Source organism: Colwellia sp. BRX10-4, from assembly GCF_014077465.1.
GTDB lineage: Bacteria > Pseudomonadota > Gammaproteobacteria > Enterobacterales > Alteromonadaceae > Colwellia_A.
Genome location: NZ_JACGVZ010000001.1, coordinates 322,856 through 346,950, shown reverse-complemented (window position 1 = coordinate 346,950; position 24,095 = coordinate 322,856). Strand labels below are relative to the sequence as shown.

Genomic DNA, 24,095 nt, shown 5'->3' with positions numbered 1-24,095 from the left:
AAGTAATGAACCAAAATGACAGTTAATATAATTTTACAAGCAAGAATGAACTCTAGCCGTTTACCTGGAAAAGTATTAATGCCTATTTTAGGGCAACCTATACTAGCACTTCAAATTGCACGTTTAGCTAAAGTAACTCAAGTGAACAAACTTATTATTGCCACCAGCACAGAGCCAAGTGACGATGCGATTGATCGTTTATGCGATACACTCAACATCGCGTGTTTTAGGGGAAATTTAAACAACGTACTTGACAGGTATTACCAAGCTAGTCTGCTTTATCCGAGTGAACATATCGTTAGGATCACCGGTGACTGTCCATTAATTGACGCCCAAGTTATTGATCATGTTATTTTAGCGCATTTAACTGGCGGCTTTGATTACACCAACAATTGTGAACCAGCCACTTTCCCTGATGGCTTAGATGTTGAAGTGATGACAAAAAAAACATTGAAATCTTCGTGGTTACAAGCCGTTAAACCTTCTGAATTAGAACATGTCACCCTCTTTATTAGAAACCATCCAGAGCAATTTAGTTGTGGCTCATACCTACATGAATGTGATCTTTCAGCACATAGATGGACAGTTGATGAACAAGAAGATTTTGAATTAGTTGAAAGAATATATAATGACCTATACCCAAAAAACAACAATTTTAGTTTCCAAGATATATTAAAATACTTAGCAAAACACCCTGCTTTATTGAAAATAAACCAGGATTTCACCCGCAATCAAGGGTTATTAACATCACTCAAAAATGATAAAGAGCAAGGTTATGCCTAGAAAATACGAACAATCAAATACATGGTTAACTCGCGCTGAAAAAACTATTCCTTTAGGATCACAAACCTTCAGCAAGAGTCAGATTTCTTACCCTAAAGGTGTTTCTCCTCTCTTTATTAAACGCGGCCAAGATTGCCAAGTATGGGATGCTGATGATAATCAATATACTGATTTTGTCAGCGGTTTACTTTCAGTATCATTAGGCTATTGCAACGAGACTGTTGATAATGCCGTTATTAAGCAAATAAAATCTGGCGTAACTTTTTCTTTACCACATCAACTTGAAATGCAAGTTGCTGAAAAACTGGTTGAGTTAATTCCCTGTGCTGATATGGTACGATTTGGTAAAAATGGTAGTGATGCAACCTCTGCAGCCATCAGACTTGCTCGCGCTTATACTGGTAAAGAACATATTGCGGTATGTGGTTATCACGGCTGGCAAGACTGGTACATAGGTTCAACAACGCGAAGTTTAGGCGTACCAGAAAGCACTAAGTCGTTAACGCACACTTTTAAATATAATGATATTTCATCACTAGAACAAATATTCAGACAGCAAGAAAACAAAATAGCCGTGGTTATTTTAGAGCCGATGAATACTCACTTTCCTCAAGATAATTTTTTACAAAAAGTAAAAGAGCTATGTAAGAAACAAGGTGCGGTATTAATTTTTGATGAAACCATCACCGGATTTCGTTTCTCGATGGGCGGTGCGCAGGAGTTATTTGATGTAACGCCAGATTTAGCGACGTTTGGCAAAGGAATGGCCAATGGTTATCCTATTTCTGCGGTGGTCGGTCGAAAAGATATAATGATGCTTATGGAAGATATCTTTTTCTCGGGTACATTTGCAGGTGAAACCTTGTCGTTAGCCGCAACACAAGCAACGTTAAACTTTATGGAACAACATAATGTGATTGCACATTTAACGGCCATGGGAGAAAAGTTACAAGCAGGTTTAGAAAAAATAATTGACGACATGCAAGCCCAAAAATGGCTAAGCTTAAGCGGTCACCCTGTTTGGTCATTTTTAAACATAGCTGAACAAGGCCGTTATAGCGCCATCGAATTAAAATCATTATTTTTGCAAGAAATGGCGAGAAGAGGAATTTTGCTAGGTGGAGGACATAACTTAAGTTACGCCCATAAATCAGCTGATATTGACAAGCTATTATTAGCTTATAAAGCCGTGTTACCTATTTTAGCCAACACCATTAAAAAAAATAATTTTGATAGTGTTTTTAAAGGTGAGTTATTACAACCTGTATTTAAGGTGCGTTAAGTATGACTCCCTTAATTTTAAAATATAACAAGCTGAGTAAATAAAGTACTTATGCATATTGCTTTTCGTGTTGATAGCTCAACTATTATTGGATACGGCCACGTGATGAGGTGTTTAACCTTAGCGCACGCACTTGTATACGAGTTAAAAACGATACCACAAAAAAATGTTGATGATAATTTATTAATCAGTTTTCTCTGTCGTGATCATCAAGGTCATATCAATCAGTTAATCCTAGATTCCGATTTTAACCTGCTGCAACTGCCACCTGTTGAACAAAAAATTAGTCAGCAATGCAGTGATAGCTGGCTAGGTGCTACTTTTGAGCAAGATGCTCAACAATGCATTACCCAAGTTAAACAATTACCCAAAATTGAATTATTCATCGTTGATCATTATGCGATTGATCATAAATGGCATAGCTTAATGAAGCCTTATTACCAAAAACTGTTAGTGATAGATGACTTAGCAAACCGTTCCCTCGCCTGTGATTTTTTACTAGACCAAACGTATAATCGTAGTAAGGCAGAATACCAAGCGTTAGTGCCAAGCCAGTGCCAATTTTTAGTAGGGCAAGACTATATTTTACTTAGAGATGAATTTTCATTATTAAGGGATCAAGCACTGCTCCGACGAAAAAAACGTATTGATGAATATAACAACGAACTAACACCAACTAATATTCTTATTACGATGGGGGGTAGTGATCCCGATAATTTATCACAATTAGCTTTGCTCGCTGTAGGTGAGCTTATTGAAGCACTACCTAAAATCACCGTTAATCTGGTGATATCAAGTCAATCAATACATGTAGACTCCTTAACAACGTTTTGTAATGAACATTCTTGGATCTATTTAATAGTTAATAGTCAAAATATGGCAGAATTGATGCTATCAGCTGATATAGCTATAGGGGCGAGTGGTGGGACCGCTTGGGAGCGCTGTTGCTCAGGTTTACCTTGTTTAACGACGGTTAATGCTGAAAACCAAAAGGTAATCGCGAATAATTTAGCTCAAGCGGGTGCAACTATTAACTTAGGTTGGTATAAAAACATTACGATTCATACTATCGTTTCAGCCTTAAATAGTTTACTTAATGATACAAGTGCCTATGAAAAAATGAGTAATTGCTGTTTTGAAGTATGCGATGGCAAAGGTGCAGCTAGAGTTGCAGCTAAGCTTGTACAAAAAACAACCAAGCACCTTTTAACCATCCCCAAAGAAATCATATTTCATGCAGCAAAAGCAGATGATTGTGAATTAATATACGGTTGGCAATCCAATAAAAACATTAGAAAATACTTTATAAATCCAAAAACACCAAGCTGGCTAGAGCACATGCAGTGGTATAATACCTGCTTGCTAGATCCAAACAGAATACTCTACTTACTACATAATGATCAGGGTAATAGCGTTGGTTTATTACGACTCGATCAATTAACAAAAAATAAGTGCAATACGGATATACCGACATACGAAATATCTATTATCATTGCTCCCGATCACCAGGGTAAAGGTCTGGCAGTAAGTACCTTAACAAACCTAAGTCAACTTAAACAAAATGCAACCTATATGGCCACAATACACAATAAAAATATTCAATCACAAAAAGCCTTTACCAAAGCCGGATTTAAAAAAGTTTCTCCGTCATCTTATCAGCTGAATGTAATCAACTTTCGATCTGATAATATCAAAAAACTAGGGCCTAATAATTAAATGAAAATATTAATGAGTGCTGCTGGCTCGTCGGCAGCGACAGAAATAATAAGGCATATTAAACGTCTAGGTCATTATGTTATTGGTATTGATGCAAATCACCACAGTGCCCCCCTCGCTATAAATATTTGTGATGAGTTTTATTTATCACCATTGTGTAAATCTAACGATTTCATTCCATTTATTAACAGTCTTGTTAATAAATTTGACTTGTATATTCCATTTATTGACGAAGAATTAATTTTGTTATGTCAACATCCTGACTTACTAAAAACCGCCTTTGATAAAATATTATTAAACCCCCAAGAGACGGTGTTAACTTGCACAAGTAAAATAAATTTCCAGCAACAGTGCCGAGTGTATGGTTTGCCCGTGGCTCCATTAACAACGTCTGCCCCCGCCATATTTAAACCTAATTATGGGCGAGGTAGTAAAGGTATTTTTTATATTGAAGATAATGAATTGATTCCTTACTTTTTAAAACAAGATGGCGTTATTCAAAACGTTATTGAAGGTGTTGAATATACTATCGATGTACTTACTGATAATGACTCAAAATGGGTCTTTGGTGTTGCAAGAAAAAGGCTTGAAACTGCAGGGGTGTCTAGGGTTGGCGAAGTTGAACAGAATGAAACAGTACTTTCGCTAGCAAAAGAGTGTTGTGCTACTTTCAATTTTATAGGGCCCATTAATATACAGATCATGCTTGATAAAAATAACATACCACACTTAATAGAAATAAATCCTCGTCTGTCAGGTAGTTTAATATTTTCTACTTTAGCGGGTTTTGATATTATCGATTTAGCTCTTAAATTATGGTCAAAAGAAACAATCAATATTCCTCACCCTGATGAAATAAAAAATAAAAAATTCATTCGTTATTGGCAAGAATACTCATGTTAGCTGAACAGTTATTTGAACAATTAGCGGAATTTGAGGAAATAATCTTCGATTTAGATAATACACTTTACCAACAAAAAGACTTTGACCGTGGTGCTTTTGAAGATATAACTGCCGCATTAAAAAAAGAAAGCCAGCTAACACTTGACGGTATGGAAGACTTTTTAATGACTCATAAAAAATTTAAAGGTAATAAATACAATAAATTATTTAATGATACTTTAGACAAATACCACTTATCTCAGTCCTTACTACCTATAATGCTTACAAATTACTTTTCGCATAATGGGCGCTATATAAACAAAGAAAGTGGTTTAATGCCTTTAATAAAAAAACACCTCGTCAACAATAGAATATTTGTGGTGACCAATGGACCAATAATGGTACAGGAAACTAAAGTTAGGCGTTTAGCGTTAGAAGAGTACGCCACTATTGTTATCTGTTCATCTAAAGAGCCTCAGCAATTAAAGCCTAATAGCTATGCTTTCGATGAACTATCTAAAAAAAACTATTTCATTAAACCAGTAATGGTTGGTGATGATCACTCTACCGACGGTTTATTTGCCACTAATGTAAATATCCCTTTTATTCACTTTGATATAACCCAAGATGACAAATGAATATAAATAATTTTAAAATTTCTAAACAAAACAAGCCCTTTATCATCGCTGAAATGTCAAACAATCACCTGTGTGACCTTTCAATAGCCAAAAAAATCATTGAAAAAGCAGCAGAGTGTGGCGCTGATGCAATAAAAATTCAAACGTATACCGCTGACTCTCTAACGATTGAGTGCGATAAACCAGAATTCATCATTCAAGATCCATTATGGAAGGGGCAAAGCTATTATCAATTATATAAAGATATAGCTATGCCAATGGAATGGACTTCGATTCTTTTTGAACATGCTAAAAAGCATAACATTATTATCTTTAGCTCTCCTTTCGATGAAGAATCGGTTCGCTTATTAGAAACAGTCAATTGCCCTCTCTATAAAATAGCCTCTTTTGAAATTCAAGACTTCGCTTTATTAAAAGCGGTAGCGCAAACAGGTAAGCCTGTCATTATGTCGACCGGTATTGCAACACTTGACGAAATAAGAAAAAGTGTTAGTTTTTTAAAAGAACATGGGTGTTCGGATGTTGCTATTCTTCACTGTATAAGTTCATACCCTTGTAGTTTCGAACAAATGAATTTATTAGCAATAAAAGAGTTAGCGTCACTTGATTTACTTTACGGCTTATCTGATCACAGCTTAACGAACATTCCTGCTATTGCCGCCGTAGCAATGGGAGCAACGATTATAGAAAAGCACTTTACCTTAGACCGTGCATTAGGAGGGCCAGATGCAGCGTTTTCAATCAACCCAGAAGAGTTGACATCTCTGGTCAATGAAACTGAATCTACTTGGCTGGCTTTAGGTAATAAAAATATATTTAATGACACTAAAAGGCCAGGAAAACATCATGGTAGATCTATTTATGTCACTAACCCCATGAAAGCTGGCGATACTCTATCAGAAAAAAACACTCGTATCATTCGACCAGGTTTTGGTTTGTCTCCAATATATTACGATGAAATTTTAGGTAAAAAAGTACGTACTGATATCTCTTTTGGTAGTGCTTTAACATGGGAACATATTCATGAGTAAAATAATAATTGCTATTGTCGCGCATCCCGATGATGAAGCAATAGGCTGTGGCGGCACTCTGGCAAAACACAAAGAACGTGGTGATAAAATTCATATCATCTATATGACAGATGGGGTATCCGCCCGAATTAATTCAGAAGATACAGACGTTAGTATTCGTAATGAGATGGCGCATGCCGCTGGAGCATTTTTAACTGCAAAGCAATATTTTTTTAATTACCCTGATAACAGAATGGATCAAGAACCACTAATCGACATTGTTCAATCCATTGAGTCTATTTTAGTACAGGTATTACCTGATATTATTTACACACATCATTTTGGCGACTTGAATGTAGATCACCAAATAGTACATCAAGCAGTCATTACCGCGAATAGGCCACAGCCAGGTACAAAAGTGGCTAGCATTTATACATTTGAAGTTAACTCGAGTACTGAATGGGGAATAAAAAGCACAGCAAATAATTTTTTACCAACCAGTTTTATTAACATTGCAGAGCAATTAGCAGATAAAAATAGACTATTAGATATCTATGCAAAAGAAATGAGACCCTATCCTCACACTCGTTCTAAAGAAGCTATAACAGCATTAGCGGTGGTAAGAGGGACAAGTGTTGGCGTAAGTTATGCCGAAGCATTTATGCTTATCAGAGAACTTAACTAACCCTGAGTTTAAGAATGAATATAATGCACTACTCACATATAAATAAAGGTTCATTATGAATTGTCCAGTTTGTCATTCTGAAAACAACAAACATTATCTTACGTTAGATAATAGCCCTGTTTATCAACATCCCGTTCCTGACCCTAGCGTTATTCCACCTCCCTACTCCGTTAGCTTAAATTACCTCAGATGCATTGATTGCTCACACGTTTATCAGCAAGAAAATTACCAAAATATATTAGAAAAAATATACTCTTATCATTATTACACCCCACCTCCAAGTGATCTGGGTACAACATTAAGAGACGATTTCCTCCTGTTTTTGCAAACACTGCACTTAGACAAAGAAAGTATATTTTCAATATTAGAGATTGGATCCTCTAGTGGTGAAATGCTTACCACATTAAAAACTGAATTCTCAGCAAAATATGCCGATGGCTTTGAACCAAATATTGAATCTGCTGAAGCAGCTAAAGAGAAAGGGCTAAGAGTCTTTACTCATTTTTTTACAAATGACTCGGTAAAGGTATTAAATGAAAGTTATGACTTAGTATATTCACGCCATGTCATAGAACATATTTTTGATTTCGAAGATTTTTTTAAAGCGACAAATATGGTCAGCCATGCCAATACACGATTGCTCATTGAAACACCTAGCCTTGACTGGGCAATACACAATAGTTCAACCATCGCTTTTCACATTGAGCATATTCATGTTTTTTCAGAATACTCTTTAGTAAAGCTAGCGAATAAATTTGGTTGGCATAAAGAGTCAAGCACCATTACTGATGCTGGCAATCTCATCGCGTCATTTACTAAGTACAACGTAATGGCTAAACAGCCGGTTTTTACTATACATATTGAAAATATGCAAAAGAGAAATAAGGCCGTTTCGATACATATTAGTAAGATATCAAGAAATAAAAAAACGATTTTATGGGGCGCTGGAACTTGTGGTATTTCACTCATTTCTAATGCTAATATCAACCCAGCTTACCTCATCGATGGCAATCCAGATAAAGCAGGTAAATATTTTTGTGGCTTTGACAAAGCTGTATTATTTGCTCCGACAGTAATTAAAGAATTAATAGAAAAAGGTGAGGATATTAATATGCTTGTTATCATATCATCTTCATTTTATTTCGAAATAAATGAAATTTTACAAACACTAGGCTGGAGAGGTGATGTATATATTCCTGAAATATTTTAAAATATATAATGTTAAATTTTATGTATCCTTTGATTAGTCAGGTAAAAGTACAGATTATATGCTCAACTTCTGGATTAGATCAGGAAGATGATAAGGATACTATGAATTATCTACAGTACAATAATAGCTATGAGTGGCGGCATAACAATTGCATTTAACACTCGAACTGAAGAAGTATTACTTGAATGTAAATTATCAGTAATTAAGTACTTATAATGAACACTTATTTATCAAGTTTACAAAGTAATCTAACTAGCTAACATTACTTTTTTATTGATAAGTCCATTAGGTCTGAAAAAACACTCTATTTATATTTCACTTTGGGCTTAAAGCATATATGGGTATAGAAGGTTTTCTATTTATAGACAGAGCTCCTAGTAAAGGTGAGCGTATTCTTGGTGTTCGAACATTTATGTTGAACTAACTTCTGTAAATTATTACATAATAAATCTAGGTTAAATTGTATGACTAAGCATGTATTAGTAGTTGGTGGTGGGATAGTTGGTATTACAACTGCTTATTTTAAAGCCTTGAAAGGTTATAACGTAACTTTGGTTGAAGCATCAGATGAAATTGGTGGCTTACTTAAAAGTAGTCCTTCACATTTTGGTAGCTTTGATTATGGTGTTCATATTGCGAGTCGCACAGGCGAGCCAGAGCTAGATCATTTTTTATTTGGGAATAATAATGAACATCTACATTCATTCGACACTCAACAGGCAGGTAGTTTTTTTAACAATCAGCTTACTGATTTCTCTCCTTTTCTAAACCTTAACTCTTTAGATCAGCAACAAGCAAAAATTGCTGGCTATGAGCTTATCAAAGCGCCGACATTAACTGATTTTGATGATTTAGAGACCGCATTAAAAACACTATATGGTGAAACTGCCTACCAACACGCCTTCCTTCCTTATGTTAGAGCTACTCTCGGCACAGAGCCGTCAGAGCTTCCTGCTAATTACATAAACTTTTTTGATATGTATCGTGTCGTTGCCTTTGATGAACAAACCACCTGTGCATTAAAGCATGTTGACTATATAAACGAGAGACTTGGTTTTCAAAAAGCAACGCCTGGAGTGGAAAAGTATTATCCAAAAGAGGGAGGAATTGCGAGTTGGACAAAAGGACTTTTTCAACAAATTCTTTCCGCTGGAGTCAAGGTTTTACTTAATACTACCGTAACGTCTATTGACTATAAAAACGATAAAATACGTGTTTATTATGGTGATTGTGATCAATCCGTTGATGAACTAATTTGGACTATACCTTCCGCGCTATTGCCTCACTACCTTCCTATTACTAGCGTTATTAAAAAGCCTACATTTAGAAAAACTGTATTGTTTGATTTTGTTTATGAACTCCCCGTGTTGACGAGCTGTAAATATATTAATAATTTCTCATCAACCCATGTATCGACTAGACTCACTTGCTATCAAAATTTGTTACCCAAGAGTGAGTTTTATGCGATTACCGTAGAAGTGCTTGTGGATGAAATAAAAGATAATGTGCAGTTATTGGCTAAAGTATCGGCTGAATTGAGCGAGATGGGGTTAATTGAACAAACGAATACCTGCATTTTTAGCCAATACCGTGCTATTAATGAAGGTTTTCCGATTATGACTAAAGAAAATGATAAATTACTCAGGCAACTAAATTTAGAGATATCAACCAAGTACCCCAATATTAAATTATTAGGGCGTAGTTCATCAAAAGGTTTCTTTATGTCAGAGTTATTGATTGATGCTTATATGAGTTGTCAGTGAGTATATAAATAAAAATTTTATTCAAAAGTTAAAATGGCATTTGCTTCAATATGTATTTCATTACTAAAGCCCTCTTTAAAAAAACCGATGGAATTTTCTTTTTTTGTCGGCATGTGTGTTTCAAATAAATGATGGCGATTTCCTAAAAAGTATCGCTTAACACCCAGTGCTTTCATATATTCAATGGCTTTAAGTTGAATAACATGACCCAATGGTAAGTCAAACAAACTTCTGTCATAAACACCAACACTGTATGAAACTTGTAATGGGCTGATATTAAAAAGCGCCATACCAACTAAGTTTTCATTATCATCATGCAACGTAATACAAAATGCTTCATGATTATTAATCATGGCTTGTATCATTATCCAGGTAGTGATCGGGCGAGTATCCTTACCAGAGGTCTTGATGTGAAACGCTCTAAACTGAGCTAGTAATGTATCTGGCATCTGCGTATGTAATTCGCACTGCCATAATTTTAACCCCTTATTAATTAGTGAGCGATAACTTTTTCTAAACGTTTTTTTTATATCATCAATTGAACCAGTAATATCGGCAATTAAGTATTGCTGATAGTCAATATCTTTAATGACAGGTAAAAAAGTACGCTGCCATAAAATATCTACAGTAGGGCTGTATGACAATTTAATGCATTGATTACTCTTTAAACTGAAGGTTTTTAATAATAAAAAGCATTGTTGATAGATTTTTTTAATTGTCTTTTTGCTTGCACCACACGTAAAGAGTGGCGGGATAATATTTTTACAGTTACTTTGCAAAGTCATAACATTATCCACTGAATATAATGTTAATGGCCAAATGGCTACAGGTACATTATTTTCGTAAATTATAAAAGAGCAATCTTGTGCGGTTAATAGATAGGCGTTGTGATAACCGATTATTGAAACCAAGTATTCAGACGATGCGTAGTCACTCAGTGAAAAGACTCTTTGCCAATCAGTCGCGCCATCTTCTAAATACACTATATTTGAAAAGGTCTTATTGGCCAATGTTTTAAATGAAGTGCTATTATTTACCATTATTCTGACCAGTCTGCCTGACAATGGCAGGGTAATAGCCAAACTTTTTCACAGCTTTGGTGTTGATAATTATAATAGGTTCGTTGCTGTTCAATAACATTAAAAGGCACTAACGAGTATAATTCTTCCTCCGTATATTTTGATTTCGAAATAATAATATTGGACGGTAATCGTTTGCTTGAGTTTTCAATCGTTAATGCTAACTCTGGAAATACCTGGCTAATATGAGCTACATTTGTTTGTATTTTTTTTGAAGAACTTTCAACTAAAGCTTGGATGCTTTCTTCTATTATTGGTACTAGCGTTGGTTTTGCTTGCAGAGTAGCCTCTTGAAATGAAGGTGTATTAATAGGTTCGATAGACGAACCTATATCCTGCTCCATCCTAGTCCGTTGCTTGATTAATTTTTGATAATCAGTATCTTGTTGACAAATAACGATAGCACCTACTGATACAGGGCAAATTTTAGGTAACGAAATAAGACAAAAAGGGGCATTATTTGGAAATAATTCATTCTGTTCGTTGGTAAGAATAAGCGAATCCACTGCATCTTCCACTAATACATTTTGATATATTTGATTATTTACCTGTGTTTTATGACCCCATTGATGATAGATAACTTGCCGATCAGAATGTTGCGGAAAAATCGTTGTGGGGGTGCTTTGCTGCGATATCGCTGAAAGTACACAATGTGATGAAAAAGGTTGTACAAAAGTTAACTGCGGCCTTGATAGGTCTCGAACAGCAGATATAGCCATAATACTGACTCTAGCTCGGGAAAAATAAACGACTCTATATGGCGCATATAAAGCAGAAAAATATTGCTCTATTTCGGTTAGTACCGCTTGGTCACTGATAACCGTTGTACTATTAATATCAGTCTGGGGCCACATCCAAATTTTTTTCATTACCACTTCCTAACAAGTATATCTTCACGTGTATTAGAAAAAGGAAGCTGTTTATTTTGTGGTACCAGATAGGTTTCGTAGCCCATCTGACGATACCTCATCATTAGCATCATCACTAATGAATCATCTAAACTACCGGCTTCAAATTGGTTCCAATTGACTTCAGGAATAGACTCTTCACCACTCCAGTCTTTATGAAATGCTTTTCCTTCCTCTGACGACAAAAAACGTTTCTTTTTGGTTGCATTAGGTAAGTCAGCAAGTAATAAAGTACCACCATTGTTTAAAAGTTTGACTAAAGAATCTGCAAACATAATAAAGTCACTTTCGAGGTAAACACAGTGAAATACACTATAAACAATTATGGCATCTGCTTTATTTTGATAAGCCTCTACAAAAGGTTTATCGGGGAATTGTGTATTTATTTTAGTGACATTATCTAAATCAGGTAATAGGGATAACATCTCTTCACTATCAACCAGCACCAAATTATTATTGTGCTGTTGGCTGTTCTTAATGAGTTTTTTTACTGGGTCTGAACAACCGCAACCAATATCAATAATAAGCGTATTTTCTTGAGTAAGAGCGGGTAGTTTTGAGCAAATATCGTCAAAAATATTAAGTTCATCGTCACTCTGCTTCAAATAGCGCCCACATTTTTCGGTGTTGGTTAAGCTGCTATCCGCCGCTTTTTCTTTATAATAATCAAAATACTTCACAGTTTTTCCTATTATCAAGTTATATTTACAAGTGAAAATCACACTAAGTTTACAGTAAGATATTTAGCGATACTAGATGTAAGCGCTCAAATTATTGATCGCTGGAACGAGTATGTAACCATGTGATATAACAGTAACCGACTATATTCTCACTTAGGGTATAAAGCCCTAATAATTTGTAGTGATAATTAATAAATTAGATAGCTTAACTAGGGTGATTGATTTAGCTGATCACATAAATCGTAGATAATTAGCAATTTATAATCAGCCAACGTGTAATCAATGAAGAAATGAACGGTACTATTATCGCTTATACTTTACACCAACAAATTTATTTATAGAAGTAATGACGAATGTCGGATATAAATCAAAGAGTGAATTATGAAAATTTTAGATTGTACCTTACGTGATGGTGGTTATTATAATAACTGGGATTTTCCCTCAGAGGTTGCTGAAGCTTATTTTCAAGCTGTAGCAAAAGCGAAAATTGATTATGTCGAATTAGGTTTAAGAAACTTCCCTAAAGATGATTTTTTGGGCGCATATGCTTATACAACTGAAGATTACCTTAATACACTTCGATTACCGACTGGTCCTGTTTATGGTGTTATGGTTGATGCTAAAACTATATTAGCCAGCTCATTAAATATGGCCGAAGCTATTGATATATTATTTGTTACTGCTTCAGAAAGTAAAATTGGTTTAGTACGAGTTGCCGCTCACTTTGATGAAGTTGAACAATGTGGCCCTATAGTAAAGTACCTAAAGCAATTAGGTTATCTGGTAAGTTTGAACCTAATGCAAGCAGGAGGTAAGGCTTCAAATATTGTTGCAGATAAAGCACGTCAAGCTAACGAATGGGGTGTATTAGATGTTCTGTATTTTGCTGATTCTTTGGGGAATATGGACGGGGATGAAGTTGAACGAATTGTTAGTGCACTTCGTCAAGAATGGACTGGGCCTATTGGGATCCATACTCATAATAATATGGGCAAAGGATTAGACAATACATTAAAGGCGCATCGCTTAGGTGTAACGTGGTTAGATACCACCATTACCGGCATGGGACGTGGTGCGGGTAATACTCAAACAGAATGTTTATTAGCGGTTTTAGATACATCCAACTCCCCCTATAACCCGAAACCTATCTATGAGTTAGTTATTCGTTATTTTGAATCCATGCAAAAAAACTATGGCTGGGGAAGTAACTTACTCTATTTTTTAGGTGCTCAGAATGATGTTCACCCAACTTACATTCAAAATTTACTCTCAAATACACATTATGGTACCGATGAAATAATTGGTGCCATTGACTATTTAAGTAAATTAGAGGGCACAACTTCTTATAACGGTGCAGAGCTAAATTCAGCCTTATCATTTAATTTCAGCAAAAATAAAGTATCGGGGACAACCGCTGTAAACTCACTATTCAATGACATACATGTCATGGTGATTACCAATGGGCCGAACACTGAAAAGTACGCTGACGCGATTGAATTATATATACGAAATCAAAAACCTACGGTTATTTCAATTAATATTTCGGCTGCTATTTCAGCGGATTTGATTGACTACTATGCCCTATCGCATAATTCAAAATATTTAGCGGATTTAAGTCGTTATACCGAGCTAAACAAACCACTCATATTACCAAAACATCGTTTTTCAGAATCTGAATTAGCGCTGATTAGTCATTGTGAGATCATTGATTATGGCTTGGACGTTAATAAAGATGAGCTATCCGCTAAAAAAACACATGCCGTAATACCTTTCGACATTACCGCTGCCTATATCTTCGCAATGTTAGTAGAGTCGAAGCCTAGTTCCATAAAAGTTGTTGGCTTTGATGGTTATGAAAAAAATGATCCGCGCCAGCAAGAAATGCTCACAATATTTGGCTTATATACTGAAATATACATCCACAATCCTATTATCTCCTTAACGCCAACGAGTTACCCTATTAACAAAGGTTCTATTTATGCACCAAATATCTGATTATGATATTTATATCTTTGATTGTGACGGCGTAATATTAAACTCTAATCAGTTGAAAATTGACGCGATGGAGACAGCGCTTAGCACGCATTTCACTAAAAAATCAGAAATAGATAATTGTATTCATTACTTTACGAATAATTTTGGTAAGTCTAGGTTTCATCATATCGATGTATTTTTGTTAAAATACTTAACGGTAGTAGACGAAGATCTACAGCATTATCGTCAATCACTGCTGAGTTCATACGCTTCAATGTGTAAGAAACTCTATTTAAACGCTGATATAACACCAGGGTTTTTGAACTTTATAAATGGGCTACAGGGTAAGAAATTTATCGCCAGTGGTTCTGAACAAGAAGAGCTTAGAATTGTATTTAAACAACGTCAGCTCGACATTCTGTTTGATGGTATTTATGGTTCTCCAACGTCTAAATCAGAAAATATAAAGAACATATTACAATCATCCCCAAGCAGTACGAGTAATAGTCAGGGTAAGAATCATGCCATTATGTTTGGTGATGCTGTTTCAGACTTACAAGCCTCTATTACTAATAATATAGAGTTTATTGCTTATTTACCTTTTTCTAATGTAAAACAAAAACTTAATTTATTGTCCATTGAACATGGGTTCTCTTCATATAACTCATGGTCAGAAATCATCTAGTATTTGTAATAAGGTTTTTTATGAAGTATGCAGTCGTTATCCCCGCTCGTTATCAGTCAGGTAGATTTCCAGGTAAACCGCTTATTGATTTATTAGGGAAACCTATGATTCAGCATGTATGGGAGCTATGCTGTAAAGCCGTTGGCAGTGAACATGTCTATATTGCCACGGACAGTGAGTTGATTAAAAATAAAGCTGAATATTTTGGTGCTAAAGTGATTATGACTTCGGATACGTGTATGACAGGTACTGATCGTTTAGCAGAGGCCAATAAAACACTCGATTGTGACTTTATTATTAACGTTCAAGGCGATGAACCGTTAATAAAGCCTGCCGATATAAATACACTCATTCAAGCTTATCTAGCGACTCCACATACGGTTATCAATGCGATGTGCGCTATAAAGGATGAAGCTGAATTTCGTTCATTCAACGTACCTAAAGTTGTTACCAGTAAATCTGGACGCCTACTTTATATGAGTCGTTCACCGATACCTATCACTAAAAGCAACGATTATCACTTTGGCTATAAACAAGTGTGTATTTATGTTTTCTCAAAAGTACATCTTGAATTTTTTTCTTTACACACTGAAAAAACACCTACAGAACAAGTTGAGGATATTGAGATTTTACGGTTCTTAGAAAATGATATCCCAGTACAAATGATTGAAGTAAAAACATCTAGCGCTGCCGTTGACGTGCCTGCTGATGTTGCTAAAGTGATTACTTTATTGTCAGTGAAGTGATTTTTCGTTACAGACATCTATATGTTGTCATTGAAGAATAAAACAATACATTCAATACATAATTTATATACAGGGCAAAATATTAATCAATATGACCATCAAAACCTAACTTCATAATGGGATATACTTAGGTAATTCATACTTTAGAATATCGACTAAATAGACATGGTCACGACGTTGCTGAGCATCATACATAATAGGTATTATTTTCGATAAATTAGCTACCGTACTACTGTCAAGTGAAGAAGATAGTCGTAATAGTTCACCAAATACGGTATCCAAACATTTATTTGCTTCACCTTCTTTAGCATGGAGTAATAATAAGGTTGCTTCATCAATTAAATTAGATAATTTTTCTGTGTTAACTAACGTTTCTCCCATGAAGTAGCTCCTTTAATTGATGTCCCTTTAATTAGTGCGCCTTTACTACTACCATTATAAAAATCGACACCTTTAGTTAACGCTATATAGTCTTCCAAATCACGTAGGTAACCTCGATAACATAACAAGGTTGGTACTCTTTCATTTTCGCCATTAATAACCCAGTGTTTGGTCTGCTCTGCCGTTTGTTGAGACGTAACTTCTTCAGGAGAATTTTTATAGGGCGTATGTATTTTGTTTCCAGGAAAGGAAAAATCAGCACCTAAGAGTAATACTTTCTTTGCCCCCATTTTTACAGAGAGGTCAATACTCGGATGAATAACACTGCCACAACAATATAATCGACCCCTTGGGTATAATTCATTGACCGTATTATATAATTGGCTCATTGAGTACGCTGTATATTTTGGTCCTTGCCAAAAGGACAATAAATCACTTTTTACGACTGGAAAATAAACTAATGGTGTATTTATAAAAATATCACCATCCAAACCGTCAAAAGATCCTTTGTCATTAGCATCAATCGATACAATAATATCAGGTATTACCCCCGCTTTTACCAAGGATTTAACCGCGGTATCTACCCCTATAATGGTAAATTTTTTTCTGGTAGCAGATTGTTTTAACCAGTTAATATGCACGGCTAAGCTAGGCCCTGCAGCACAAACAATATAATCAGTTTTAGAAGAAGTATTCAGATCGGTTGAAAAGAGTTCACTTACATCTTTTTCTTTGGCTATGCAGTCAATATTACCCATAATTTTTTGTTGTAATGCAGTATTTAATATACCTTGAGACTGCTCAATATAATCATTATCAAGCGCTAAACACAGACGATCCCTAATATGAGCACTGCTATTTGTTGATAATTCTAATTCAGCAGGTAAAGCAATAAAGGGGGTTTCAACTTTATTCGTGTCTTGAGGTAGGCTTAAGTTAATGCGTGGATCCGAGAGCCATTCTTTATGATCAAAATAAGTAAGGCTTGCTTTAAATAACGATAAGTTAAAAACCATCACATTTAACCGTTTCAGGTGAGTACTTTCAAGCAGTGTGCTTTGAACGACACCTAACCCTGTACCGTAAAGTGTAACATTAGGTGTGTTAATAGGCAGCTGACTAATTTGTAATCTAGCCTCTTCACTTTGGTTATAACTGCTGGCAACTTGTATTTTGTCAAATACAAGTGAAAGTTCTTCATCTTTTACTAACTCTATTTGACTTACATCAAAATGACTTCTTGTTAATTTCTGCGCTATTTCTGGCCATTGCCGACTTATAATCGCTAAGTTATCTATAAAAAAATCCAAAACATTCCCTACTTATTTATTGTTCCTTAGCTTAACTATCCATTTACCATCTTTTATATAATGGGCTTGTTCAGCATTTTCTTTATAATGACTTGACGCTTTTCCAATAAACTTGCAATAAAAACCCAAGCCCTTATTAAAGTTTTCAATCGCTATTTCTATATTGGCGGAGCTATAAAGTAATTGCGTTAACACAACCTGCATATGCATGACGGTACCAATTAACAAAGAGTGTGCATGCTCCGTTAATGCTTCCATGACCACGGTATTATTTATTAACAGTGCGGTTGCTTCATTAAAGGTATTAACGGGTTCACTGTTTAGGATAACTAACCTTTGGCACACACCTTCAAAATATTCATAATCTAAATCAGTAACTAATCGTTCGAATAATATATCATCATCAACATATCCACTTATCTGGTGAATACTTTCAATAACTTGTGTTTTATCAATCGGTAGGCTTTTATCTAAAACCCCTTCAAGTTGATCCACGTTCATGGGTACACTACCTTTAATAGCGGCACCATCACTTAAATTAATACAGTGTAAATCATCAAACGCTAGTATTTGTCGGCTTAAAGCGCTATTGGATTGATAAAAAAACGAATCACAAATAAATTTACCACCAAAATTTCCGTCCACTTCGATAGCCTTCTCAATATCTACAGGGTATAAATCTAAGTCTTGTTCGTCAGCATTATAATACATGCTTTTTTTGCTATGATGATTACCACCTTGTTTATGCCCTAAATCGATACCAAATAAATGAAACGATTTAAACCCCAAATTATAGCCCATCACTAAGGCGGTATTCGCCACGGTTGGATTGATATAGTGATACGCTTTAAATAATGTCGCGCCCACTTCATCGCGTAATAATAATGACGAAGAGGGTTCATTGGCTTTTGCAGCCATAATTGAACGTTTAAACATTGAGAAAACAGCTGGGTGTACTGTTGTTGGCGCAAGAAGTACGATACTGTCTAAAAATTCGCTAGGACAAGACAACTCTACTTTTTCAGCGACAGGGAATGTTCTTTCTTGTTCACAATGAAAATCAGGGGTTATTCCATATTTATATAATGCGCTTAACGCACTACCACAGCTGATAATAATGGCTTTATTTTGCAACGCCTTAATAGTATCAATACCTTGGTCTAATGACGGTCCATTACCGACAATAAATACAGGTAAATGGGTATAGTCTAAATTATTAACAGCACACTTCTTAAGCAGAGGTACTTTATTTTTAATATTTCCAAGCGTATGCCCAATGGCCATTACGGCATCATCAAAAAAGCCCCAACCATGTCCCATTTCTAAATATCGGCGATTAAATTCACCTAATAGTGTATCTATTTCATCTGATTTGTAATGGATATAGCCCGCTACATTGGCCATTTGATATCGACCATTCATGGCTGACTTTTTCATCACGTCATCAAAAAACGCTTCTTTTTGAGGACCCAATGATAAATGAAGTTGACATCCATTTTGATCAAAGGTAGTCAATACAAATTGCCAATTGATACTAAACAAAGAGAGAAAAAACAGATCTAAATCAGGCTCAATAATATATATACATGCAATATTATAGTTTCGGGCAAACATTTCTAGGTGATAACCAGCGCCAACACCAAATATAATAAGAGAGCTTAATTGATTTGTTGTACTTCTGCTCTGCTGTGTTTCACCATCATTCTTTTTAGGTAATAAGGCTAACATTGCATCGAGATAATCGACGTGAATAAAGTCAGCCTCATTTTCAGATAATACATTAAAATTAAATTTCTTGATATTAGGAGATAGGGTAAATTTATCAAATTGCAATTGTGTAGATAACACAGAAGGATAAGAGTAAAAAGGTTGTCCAGTTTCTACATTTATAGCATTTACAAAACCATCAGTTGCATCAACGATATATTTTTCAGGGATATAATCTTTAAAAAATTTATAAATTTGAGGGTGATACTTTTCAAATGCCAATAAATTACTTTGATACCGAGACATTAAATTTTCATCAGAAGATACAAGTAAAGACATTTTATCTGCTAATTTTTGCAAAGCAGCTTCATGTTCTTGTATATGTGAGGAATTTTTTTTAAGTTCTTCTATCTCTTGTTCAAGAGAGGCAATACGGTCAAATATTTCATTTTCATTTTCATTTTTCAAAGTATTATTCTCAAGTAAGTTTTTTATAATGAAGAATCGCTTTTTTAGCTCTAACCTGTTTAATTGAATCTTTTTTACTTTGTTCTCTTAATTTTATAATTTTGCAACAATTAGCCTCATCTTGCTGCTGAATCCATTGTATTAATTCAGTAAAGTTGGAGGATAATGCATCATGATTATTTTGAGAAGATTCTTGGTAGATTATTTTTAACTTTTCCAATAAAGCATGACGTTCTACAAGCACACTGAGACACTGTTCTATTTCTTCACATAGAACTAAACTAGCAGCTTTAAGAGTTAATAAACGGATCTCTTCACTAAGTTGGGTGAACACAAAAACTAACTTATCTAACTTGAACTTTTGATTTCAGTAGAGTGTGCCCTTCTTCTTTATCACTTTCAGGAATATTTTTCCATGCATCAGCTAATGGTTTTAATAAATCAACAACTTCATCAATAATACCACAATCTAATGATACGCTTACTTGAGTTAAACGATCGATACAATAAGCATATAGCTCATTAAAATTTGTTGAAATTTCAGGCTCTGATTCCATATCTAAAGAATCTTGTAATGAACGTAATATACTCATAGCTTTATTGAGTTCTTTTGACTTGACCTCAAGTTCTTTACGATTAATGGCACCTTTAGCAATTGAAACACTCTTAAAAATCCCATCAAATAGCATTGAAATAATGCTATGAGGATCTGCAGAATTAATAGCACTGACCACATTTATATTTTGATATGTTCTTATATTATTACGCATACTCTCACCTTTATATTATGTTCTTTAGCGATATTACTCTGCATATACAGATAGTAACTGTCAATTAAGCCCTAGTTATTATCTGGTAAAGCAAGCGCTGATGTTAGAAAAGCACCTGTGGCGTTATATTGAGAAACTGTCGCATCTAAAAAGCTAAATTGATTTCTTAACGTTTCTTCATACGATCGTAAACGAGCTTGTAATTCACTAAATTCATCAGCAATACCACTAACGCGTTCATTTAAAATAGTTACTCTTTGTGTCAAAACACCATCGCTACCAATATAACCATCGATCATATCGGCCATTTGTGTGGCGATACCTGTAGGTGATGCAAAAAGCTCGCCAAGTTCAGTTAACTTATTCTCTAAGGTATTATCTAGCCTTTGCTGGCCGCTGCCAAAATTTTCATAACTAAACGTAGACTTCTCAAGTTTACCATCTCGGTTGAGCTCTAAACCTATATCACTCAAGCTTTCAATTGACCCCGTCAAGCCACTTACCGCTTGTATCACTGTGTCCGCTAACTCTCGTTTAACTTGTCTAACATTAGGATCAAAAGCTAATCGTCCTTGCTTAGCAGCACCTAAACCAATCAACTCATCTGCAAGTGCATTATAACCACTAATAAACTCCTCAATCAGTGCGTTTGCGTTTTCTTTATCTTGGGAAATAGAAAGCTCTGCAGGCTCTCCAGCTACTGTCAATTCTTTGACAGTAATAGTAATATCTTCAATAGTATTCTTAAATTCATTCGTACTACTTGTCACCGTAGTACCGGGTGAAGTATCAGAAGCGTCAATAACAATTCTAGCATCTTGAGCGATACGCTCTACCGAGTTGTTCGTTGATATACTATCAAGAGAAGCATCAGAGCTTGTTACCGACAAGGCGTTTGCAGCACCCGTAACTTGAGAGTCAAAGACTAAAAAAGACCCTGAACTACCATTAATTATATTGGCAGTAACACCAAAGTTTTCACTTTGCGCATTTATTTTGTCACGAATTGCAGAGAGGCTGTCTGCGCTTTCAATAGCCACATCAAAGCTATCTGTACCATTACCAAATGTTAATGTACCTGTGCCCACAAAGTCAGCAGAGCTGGTAAAGTTCTGTGAATGCAAACGTGTACCAGTCGCTAACTGTTCAACATCAATAGTGAAATCGCCATTACTGGCAGAGCCATTACTGGTTAAGTCAATAGCACTAGTTGAGGAAGTAATAATTTGTTTATTAAATGCATCACTTTTGGTTAACTTTGATAAGGTGTCATTAAATGTAGACATTGCAGATTTGAAGCTACCAACCCCTGAAAGTTCAAGCCCTAAGCGTTCTTCTTTTTCTTGTAGCCTTAATTCCTGAGGAATAGCTTCGGCATTAATGTAAGCCTCAACAATGCTCTCTAACTGCAAGCCTGAGCCTATACCTAAACTAGTAATATTAGCCATTATATATTCCTCAATGTTCAAACCTTTAATCTACTAATAGAACTTCTCAGATGAAGCCATTAGTGCTTTATACGTGACTATCGATAATCAAACCCGAAATGTTTTCAACTTCCTGATGAAGTTCTTTGATTCGTTCAGCCATTGAAATAATTTTTTCACTGGGAAACTGATTAATTACCTCATTTGTTTCTTTGTCAATCATAGTAATCACCATCTTTCCTGCGTTATTATCTCGAGAAAAAGCAACTTGTTTTAGTGTACTGTTAATAAATGAAGAAACAACTTCAATTGCTTCTTCGACCTCTGTATTAGATATTTCCTCTTTTACTTCTATTGATTGTGATTTTTGAACAATAGACTTTTTATCTTGTTCAGACTTACTTGTTTGTTCAATCAAATTATCATTTTGTTTAGCAGCATTACCTTGCTCTAAAGGCTGAGCGACAAAGCTATTTTCCACCTTAGCAGGAATTGCACTAATATTATGATTCATAACATTCACCATATCCATACTGTCTAAATTAAAAAGCAATAAAGGGCACTTACTAGTAAGAGCCCTTTAATTATGCCATTAATTATTTAACCTCGTTATTATTACAGTAATGATAACGCTATTTGTGGCTGTTGGTTAGCTTGGGCTAACATTGAGCTTGACGCCTGTTGCAACACACTATTTTTCGCTAGAATCGCCGATTCTGCAGCATAATCGGTGTCTTCAATACGTGAACGAGATGCTGCTACATTTTGCGCGGTATTATCATTAGAACGAATAGCCGAACTAAAGCGGTTTTGCTTAGCACCTAAGTCAGCACGAGAGGATGTGGTAGTTGCTAATGCTGTATCCATCAAAGTAATCGCTGCTTGAGCATTGACAGCACTATCTATACCACCAGTGGTTAAACCAGAGAAATCCGTATCCATTGATACAGAAATAACTTGGTTAGCATCAGCGCCTACTTGAAATTCTGCAGAGTAAGTACCGTCTAGTAAAGCTACCCCACCAAAACTTGTTTGGCTGGCAATACGTACAATTTCATTTTCTAACTCTGTATATTCATTATTAAGTGCTGTTCTGTCAGCGGTACTGTTCGAGCCATTCGAGGATTGGACAGCCAACGTACGCATGCGCTGTAAAGTATTCGTTACTTCATCTAAGGCACCTTCAGCAGTTTGCGCTAATGAAATACCATCGTTAGCATTTCGAGAGCCTTGATTTAAGCCATTCACTTGTGCAGTTAAACGACTAGATATTTGAAGGCCAGCAGCATCATCTTTTGCGCTATTAATACGTTTACCTGAAGATAAGCGCTCGTATGAGGTACCTAAGTCATTTGTAGCTTTTGACAATTGGCGTTGTGAATTTAATGATGCGATATTACTATTTACTGATAAAGCCATTGTAAACTCCTGAGTGTATACACTCTTATATATTAATTTATATTAAAAGTTACTCTAAATTTTTATCAGTAACTTGTCGTACAATTGTTATCGGGTCTACATAAAATAACTTTAACCTTTTTTGTAAGTAAATTAGAAAAAAACCAACCTAAACCCATTACCTTTTGAATTTAAATGATATTTTATAAAAAAAATTATGAAATATATTTAAATATCTAATAAGTGAGCTATTATCCCCTTACAAAGCTGTATGTGACATGGGGGATAATCAAACCTTAATGTTATAACAACTTAATGCAGGTTTTGCATTATAACTTAAAAGGAATTTAACAAAATCATCTTCAAACACCTCACACATACAAGTATCTTATAAGTCGACACTACCTTGGAGTACTTCAATTTACTAGCTTGTATTTCAATAAAATCACACACTACAACTTGAAAGTATAACTTTTCTTCGTAATCAATTAATACTTTTGACTAAAAGAACGTTTAGATACTCTTTTTAACTATGTGCTAAACTCATTTTATAGCTTTATTAGATAATTCACCACTACCGCTGTGCCAAGTTA

The 24,095-nt window shown here is 35.2% G+C and carries 23 protein-coding genes; 12 read left to right on the top strand and 11 right to left on the bottom strand.

The window, feature by feature from the left end; translation table 11 throughout:
- Window positions 1-15: 15 nt before the first annotated feature.
- From H4J67_RS01630 to H4J67_RS01590, 9 genes are all read left to right on the top strand, one after another.
- Window positions 16-783, top strand: a complete 768-nt coding sequence (locus tag H4J67_RS01630) for a cytidylyltransferase domain-containing protein (protein WP_182176145.1) — start codon at window positions 16-18, stop codon at window positions 781-783.
- Window positions 776-2,065, top strand: coding sequence for an aminotransferase class III-fold pyridoxal phosphate-dependent enzyme (locus H4J67_RS01625; RefSeq protein WP_182176146.1), 1,290 nt, complete (start codon window positions 776-778; stop codon window positions 2,063-2,065). Before H4J67_RS01630 ends, H4J67_RS01625 begins: the two co-directional genes overlap by 8 nt.
- Window positions 2,066-2,116: 51 nt before the next feature.
- Complete coding sequence (gene pseG / locus H4J67_RS01620) at window positions 2,117-3,781, top strand: UDP-2,4-diacetamido-2,4,6-trideoxy-beta-L-altropyranose hydrolase (protein ID WP_182202667.1); 1,665 nt, start codon at window positions 2,117-2,119, stop codon at window positions 3,779-3,781.
- Window positions 3,782-4,684, top strand: coding sequence for an ATP-grasp domain-containing protein (locus tag H4J67_RS01615; RefSeq protein WP_182176148.1), 903 nt, complete (start codon window positions 3,782-3,784; stop codon window positions 4,682-4,684).
- The gene (locus tag H4J67_RS01610; protein WP_182176149.1) at window positions 4,678-5,301 is read left to right on the top strand and encodes an HAD family hydrolase; all 624 of its coding nucleotides are present in this window, start codon (window positions 4,678-4,680) and stop codon (window positions 5,299-5,301) included. The genes H4J67_RS01615 and H4J67_RS01610 overlap by 7 nt, the downstream gene beginning before the upstream one ends.
- The gene (gene pseI, locus H4J67_RS01605) at window positions 5,298-6,332 is read left to right on the top strand and encodes a pseudaminic acid synthase (protein WP_182176150.1); all 1,035 of its coding nucleotides are present in this window, start codon (window positions 5,298-5,300) and stop codon (window positions 6,330-6,332) included. The genes H4J67_RS01610 and pseI overlap by 4 nt, the downstream gene beginning before the upstream one ends.
- Window positions 6,325-6,996, top strand: a complete 672-nt coding sequence (locus H4J67_RS01600) for a PIG-L deacetylase family protein (protein ID WP_182176151.1) — start codon at window positions 6,325-6,327, stop codon at window positions 6,994-6,996. Before pseI ends, H4J67_RS01600 begins: the two co-directional genes overlap by 8 nt.
- Window positions 6,997-7,051: 55 nt before the next feature.
- A complete protein-coding gene (locus tag H4J67_RS01595; protein WP_182176152.1) occupies window positions 7,052-8,206 on the top strand; it encodes a class I SAM-dependent methyltransferase in 1,155 nt (384 codons plus the stop codon).
- Between the two features lie 464 nt (window positions 8,207-8,670).
- The gene (locus H4J67_RS01590; protein ID WP_182176153.1) at window positions 8,671-9,969 is read left to right on the top strand and encodes an FAD-dependent oxidoreductase; all 1,299 of its coding nucleotides are present in this window, start codon (window positions 8,671-8,673) and stop codon (window positions 9,967-9,969) included.
- Between the two features lie 17 nt (window positions 9,970-9,986).
- On the opposite strand, the gene H4J67_RS01585 is transcribed toward H4J67_RS01590, so the two are convergent.
- From H4J67_RS01585 to H4J67_RS01575, 3 genes are read right to left on the bottom strand one after another with little or no spacing between them, the layout of a single operon-like run.
- Window positions 9,987-11,009: a hypothetical protein gene (locus tag H4J67_RS01585; RefSeq protein WP_182176154.1), complete on the bottom strand. Its 1,023-nt coding sequence runs from the start codon at window positions 11,007-11,009 to the stop codon at window positions 9,987-9,989.
- A complete protein-coding gene (locus H4J67_RS01580; RefSeq protein WP_182176155.1) occupies window positions 11,009-11,917 on the bottom strand; it encodes a hypothetical protein in 909 nt (302 codons plus the stop codon). The genes H4J67_RS01585 and H4J67_RS01580 overlap by 1 nt, the downstream gene beginning before the upstream one ends.
- Window positions 11,917-12,636: an SAM-dependent methyltransferase gene (locus H4J67_RS01575; RefSeq protein WP_182176156.1), complete on the bottom strand. Its 720-nt coding sequence runs from the start codon at window positions 12,634-12,636 to the stop codon at window positions 11,917-11,919. The genes H4J67_RS01580 and H4J67_RS01575 overlap by 1 nt, the downstream gene beginning before the upstream one ends.
- A 381-nt stretch (window positions 12,637-13,017) precedes the next feature.
- Here H4J67_RS01575 and H4J67_RS01570 point away from each other — a divergent pair, with 381 nt between their 5' ends.
- Genes H4J67_RS01570 through H4J67_RS01560 form a run of 3 tightly spaced genes read left to right on the top strand, consistent with a single transcriptional unit; the run spans window position 13,018 to window position 16,041 of the window.
- Complete coding sequence (locus tag H4J67_RS01570; protein ID WP_182176157.1) at window positions 13,018-14,631, top strand: aldolase catalytic domain-containing protein; 1,614 nt, start codon at window positions 13,018-13,020, stop codon at window positions 14,629-14,631.
- Window positions 14,615-15,295 carry an HAD family hydrolase gene (locus tag H4J67_RS01565; protein ID WP_182176158.1) on the top strand — a complete coding sequence of 227 codons (681 nt, stop codon included), beginning with the start codon at window positions 14,615-14,617 and terminating at the stop codon, window positions 15,293-15,295. The genes H4J67_RS01570 and H4J67_RS01565 overlap by 17 nt, the downstream gene beginning before the upstream one ends.
- A 20-nt stretch (window positions 15,296-15,315) precedes the next feature.
- Window positions 15,316-16,041 carry a 3-deoxy-manno-octulosonate cytidylyltransferase gene (locus tag H4J67_RS01560; protein ID WP_182176159.1) on the top strand — a complete coding sequence of 242 codons (726 nt, stop codon included), beginning with the start codon at window positions 15,316-15,318 and terminating at the stop codon, window positions 16,039-16,041.
- A gap of 111 nt (window positions 16,042-16,152) precedes the next feature.
- On the opposite strand, the gene H4J67_RS01555 is transcribed toward H4J67_RS01560, so the two are convergent.
- The 8 genes from H4J67_RS01555 to H4J67_RS01520 all read right to left on the bottom strand — a co-directional run bounded on the left by H4J67_RS01555 (window position 16,153) and on the right by H4J67_RS01520 (window position 23,523).
- Window positions 16,153-16,422: a hypothetical protein gene (locus tag H4J67_RS01555; RefSeq protein ID WP_182176160.1), complete on the bottom strand. Its 270-nt coding sequence runs from the start codon at window positions 16,420-16,422 to the stop codon at window positions 16,153-16,155.
- Window positions 16,407-17,732 carry a motility associated factor glycosyltransferase family protein gene (locus tag H4J67_RS01550; protein WP_182176161.1) on the bottom strand — a complete coding sequence of 442 codons (1,326 nt, stop codon included), beginning with the start codon at window positions 17,730-17,732 and terminating at the stop codon, window positions 16,407-16,409. The genes H4J67_RS01555 and H4J67_RS01550 overlap by 16 nt, the downstream gene beginning before the upstream one ends.
- A 12-nt stretch (window positions 17,733-17,744) precedes the next feature.
- Complete coding sequence (locus tag H4J67_RS01545; RefSeq protein ID WP_182202665.1) at window positions 17,745-19,907, bottom strand: 6-hydroxymethylpterin diphosphokinase MptE-like protein; 2,163 nt, start codon at window positions 19,905-19,907, stop codon at window positions 17,745-17,747.
- 10 nt (window positions 19,908-19,917) lie between these two features.
- On the bottom strand, window positions 19,918-20,241 hold the full coding sequence (locus H4J67_RS01540; RefSeq protein WP_182176163.1) for a hypothetical protein: 324 nt from the start codon (window positions 20,239-20,241) through the stop codon (window positions 19,918-19,920).
- A 10-nt stretch (window positions 20,242-20,251) separates the two neighbouring features.
- Entirely contained in the window at window positions 20,252-20,677 is a 426-nt protein-coding gene (gene fliS, locus H4J67_RS01535; RefSeq protein ID WP_182176164.1) for a flagellar export chaperone FliS, read from the bottom strand.
- Window positions 20,678-20,748: 71 nt separating this feature from the next.
- Window positions 20,749-22,125, bottom strand: a complete 1,377-nt coding sequence (fliD, locus tag H4J67_RS01530) for a flagellar filament capping protein FliD (protein WP_182176165.1) — start codon at window positions 22,123-22,125, stop codon at window positions 20,749-20,751.
- Window positions 22,126-22,192: 67 nt separating this feature from the next.
- Entirely contained in the window at window positions 22,193-22,618 is a 426-nt protein-coding gene (locus H4J67_RS01525; RefSeq protein ID WP_182176166.1) for a flagellar protein FlaG, read from the bottom strand.
- A gap of 101 nt (window positions 22,619-22,719) precedes the next feature.
- Window positions 22,720-23,523 (bottom strand): flagellin, encoded by an 804-nt coding sequence (locus tag H4J67_RS01520; RefSeq protein ID WP_182176167.1) that lies wholly within the window; start codon window positions 23,521-23,523, stop codon window positions 22,720-22,722.
- Between the last annotated feature and the right edge of the window lie 572 nt (window positions 23,524-24,095).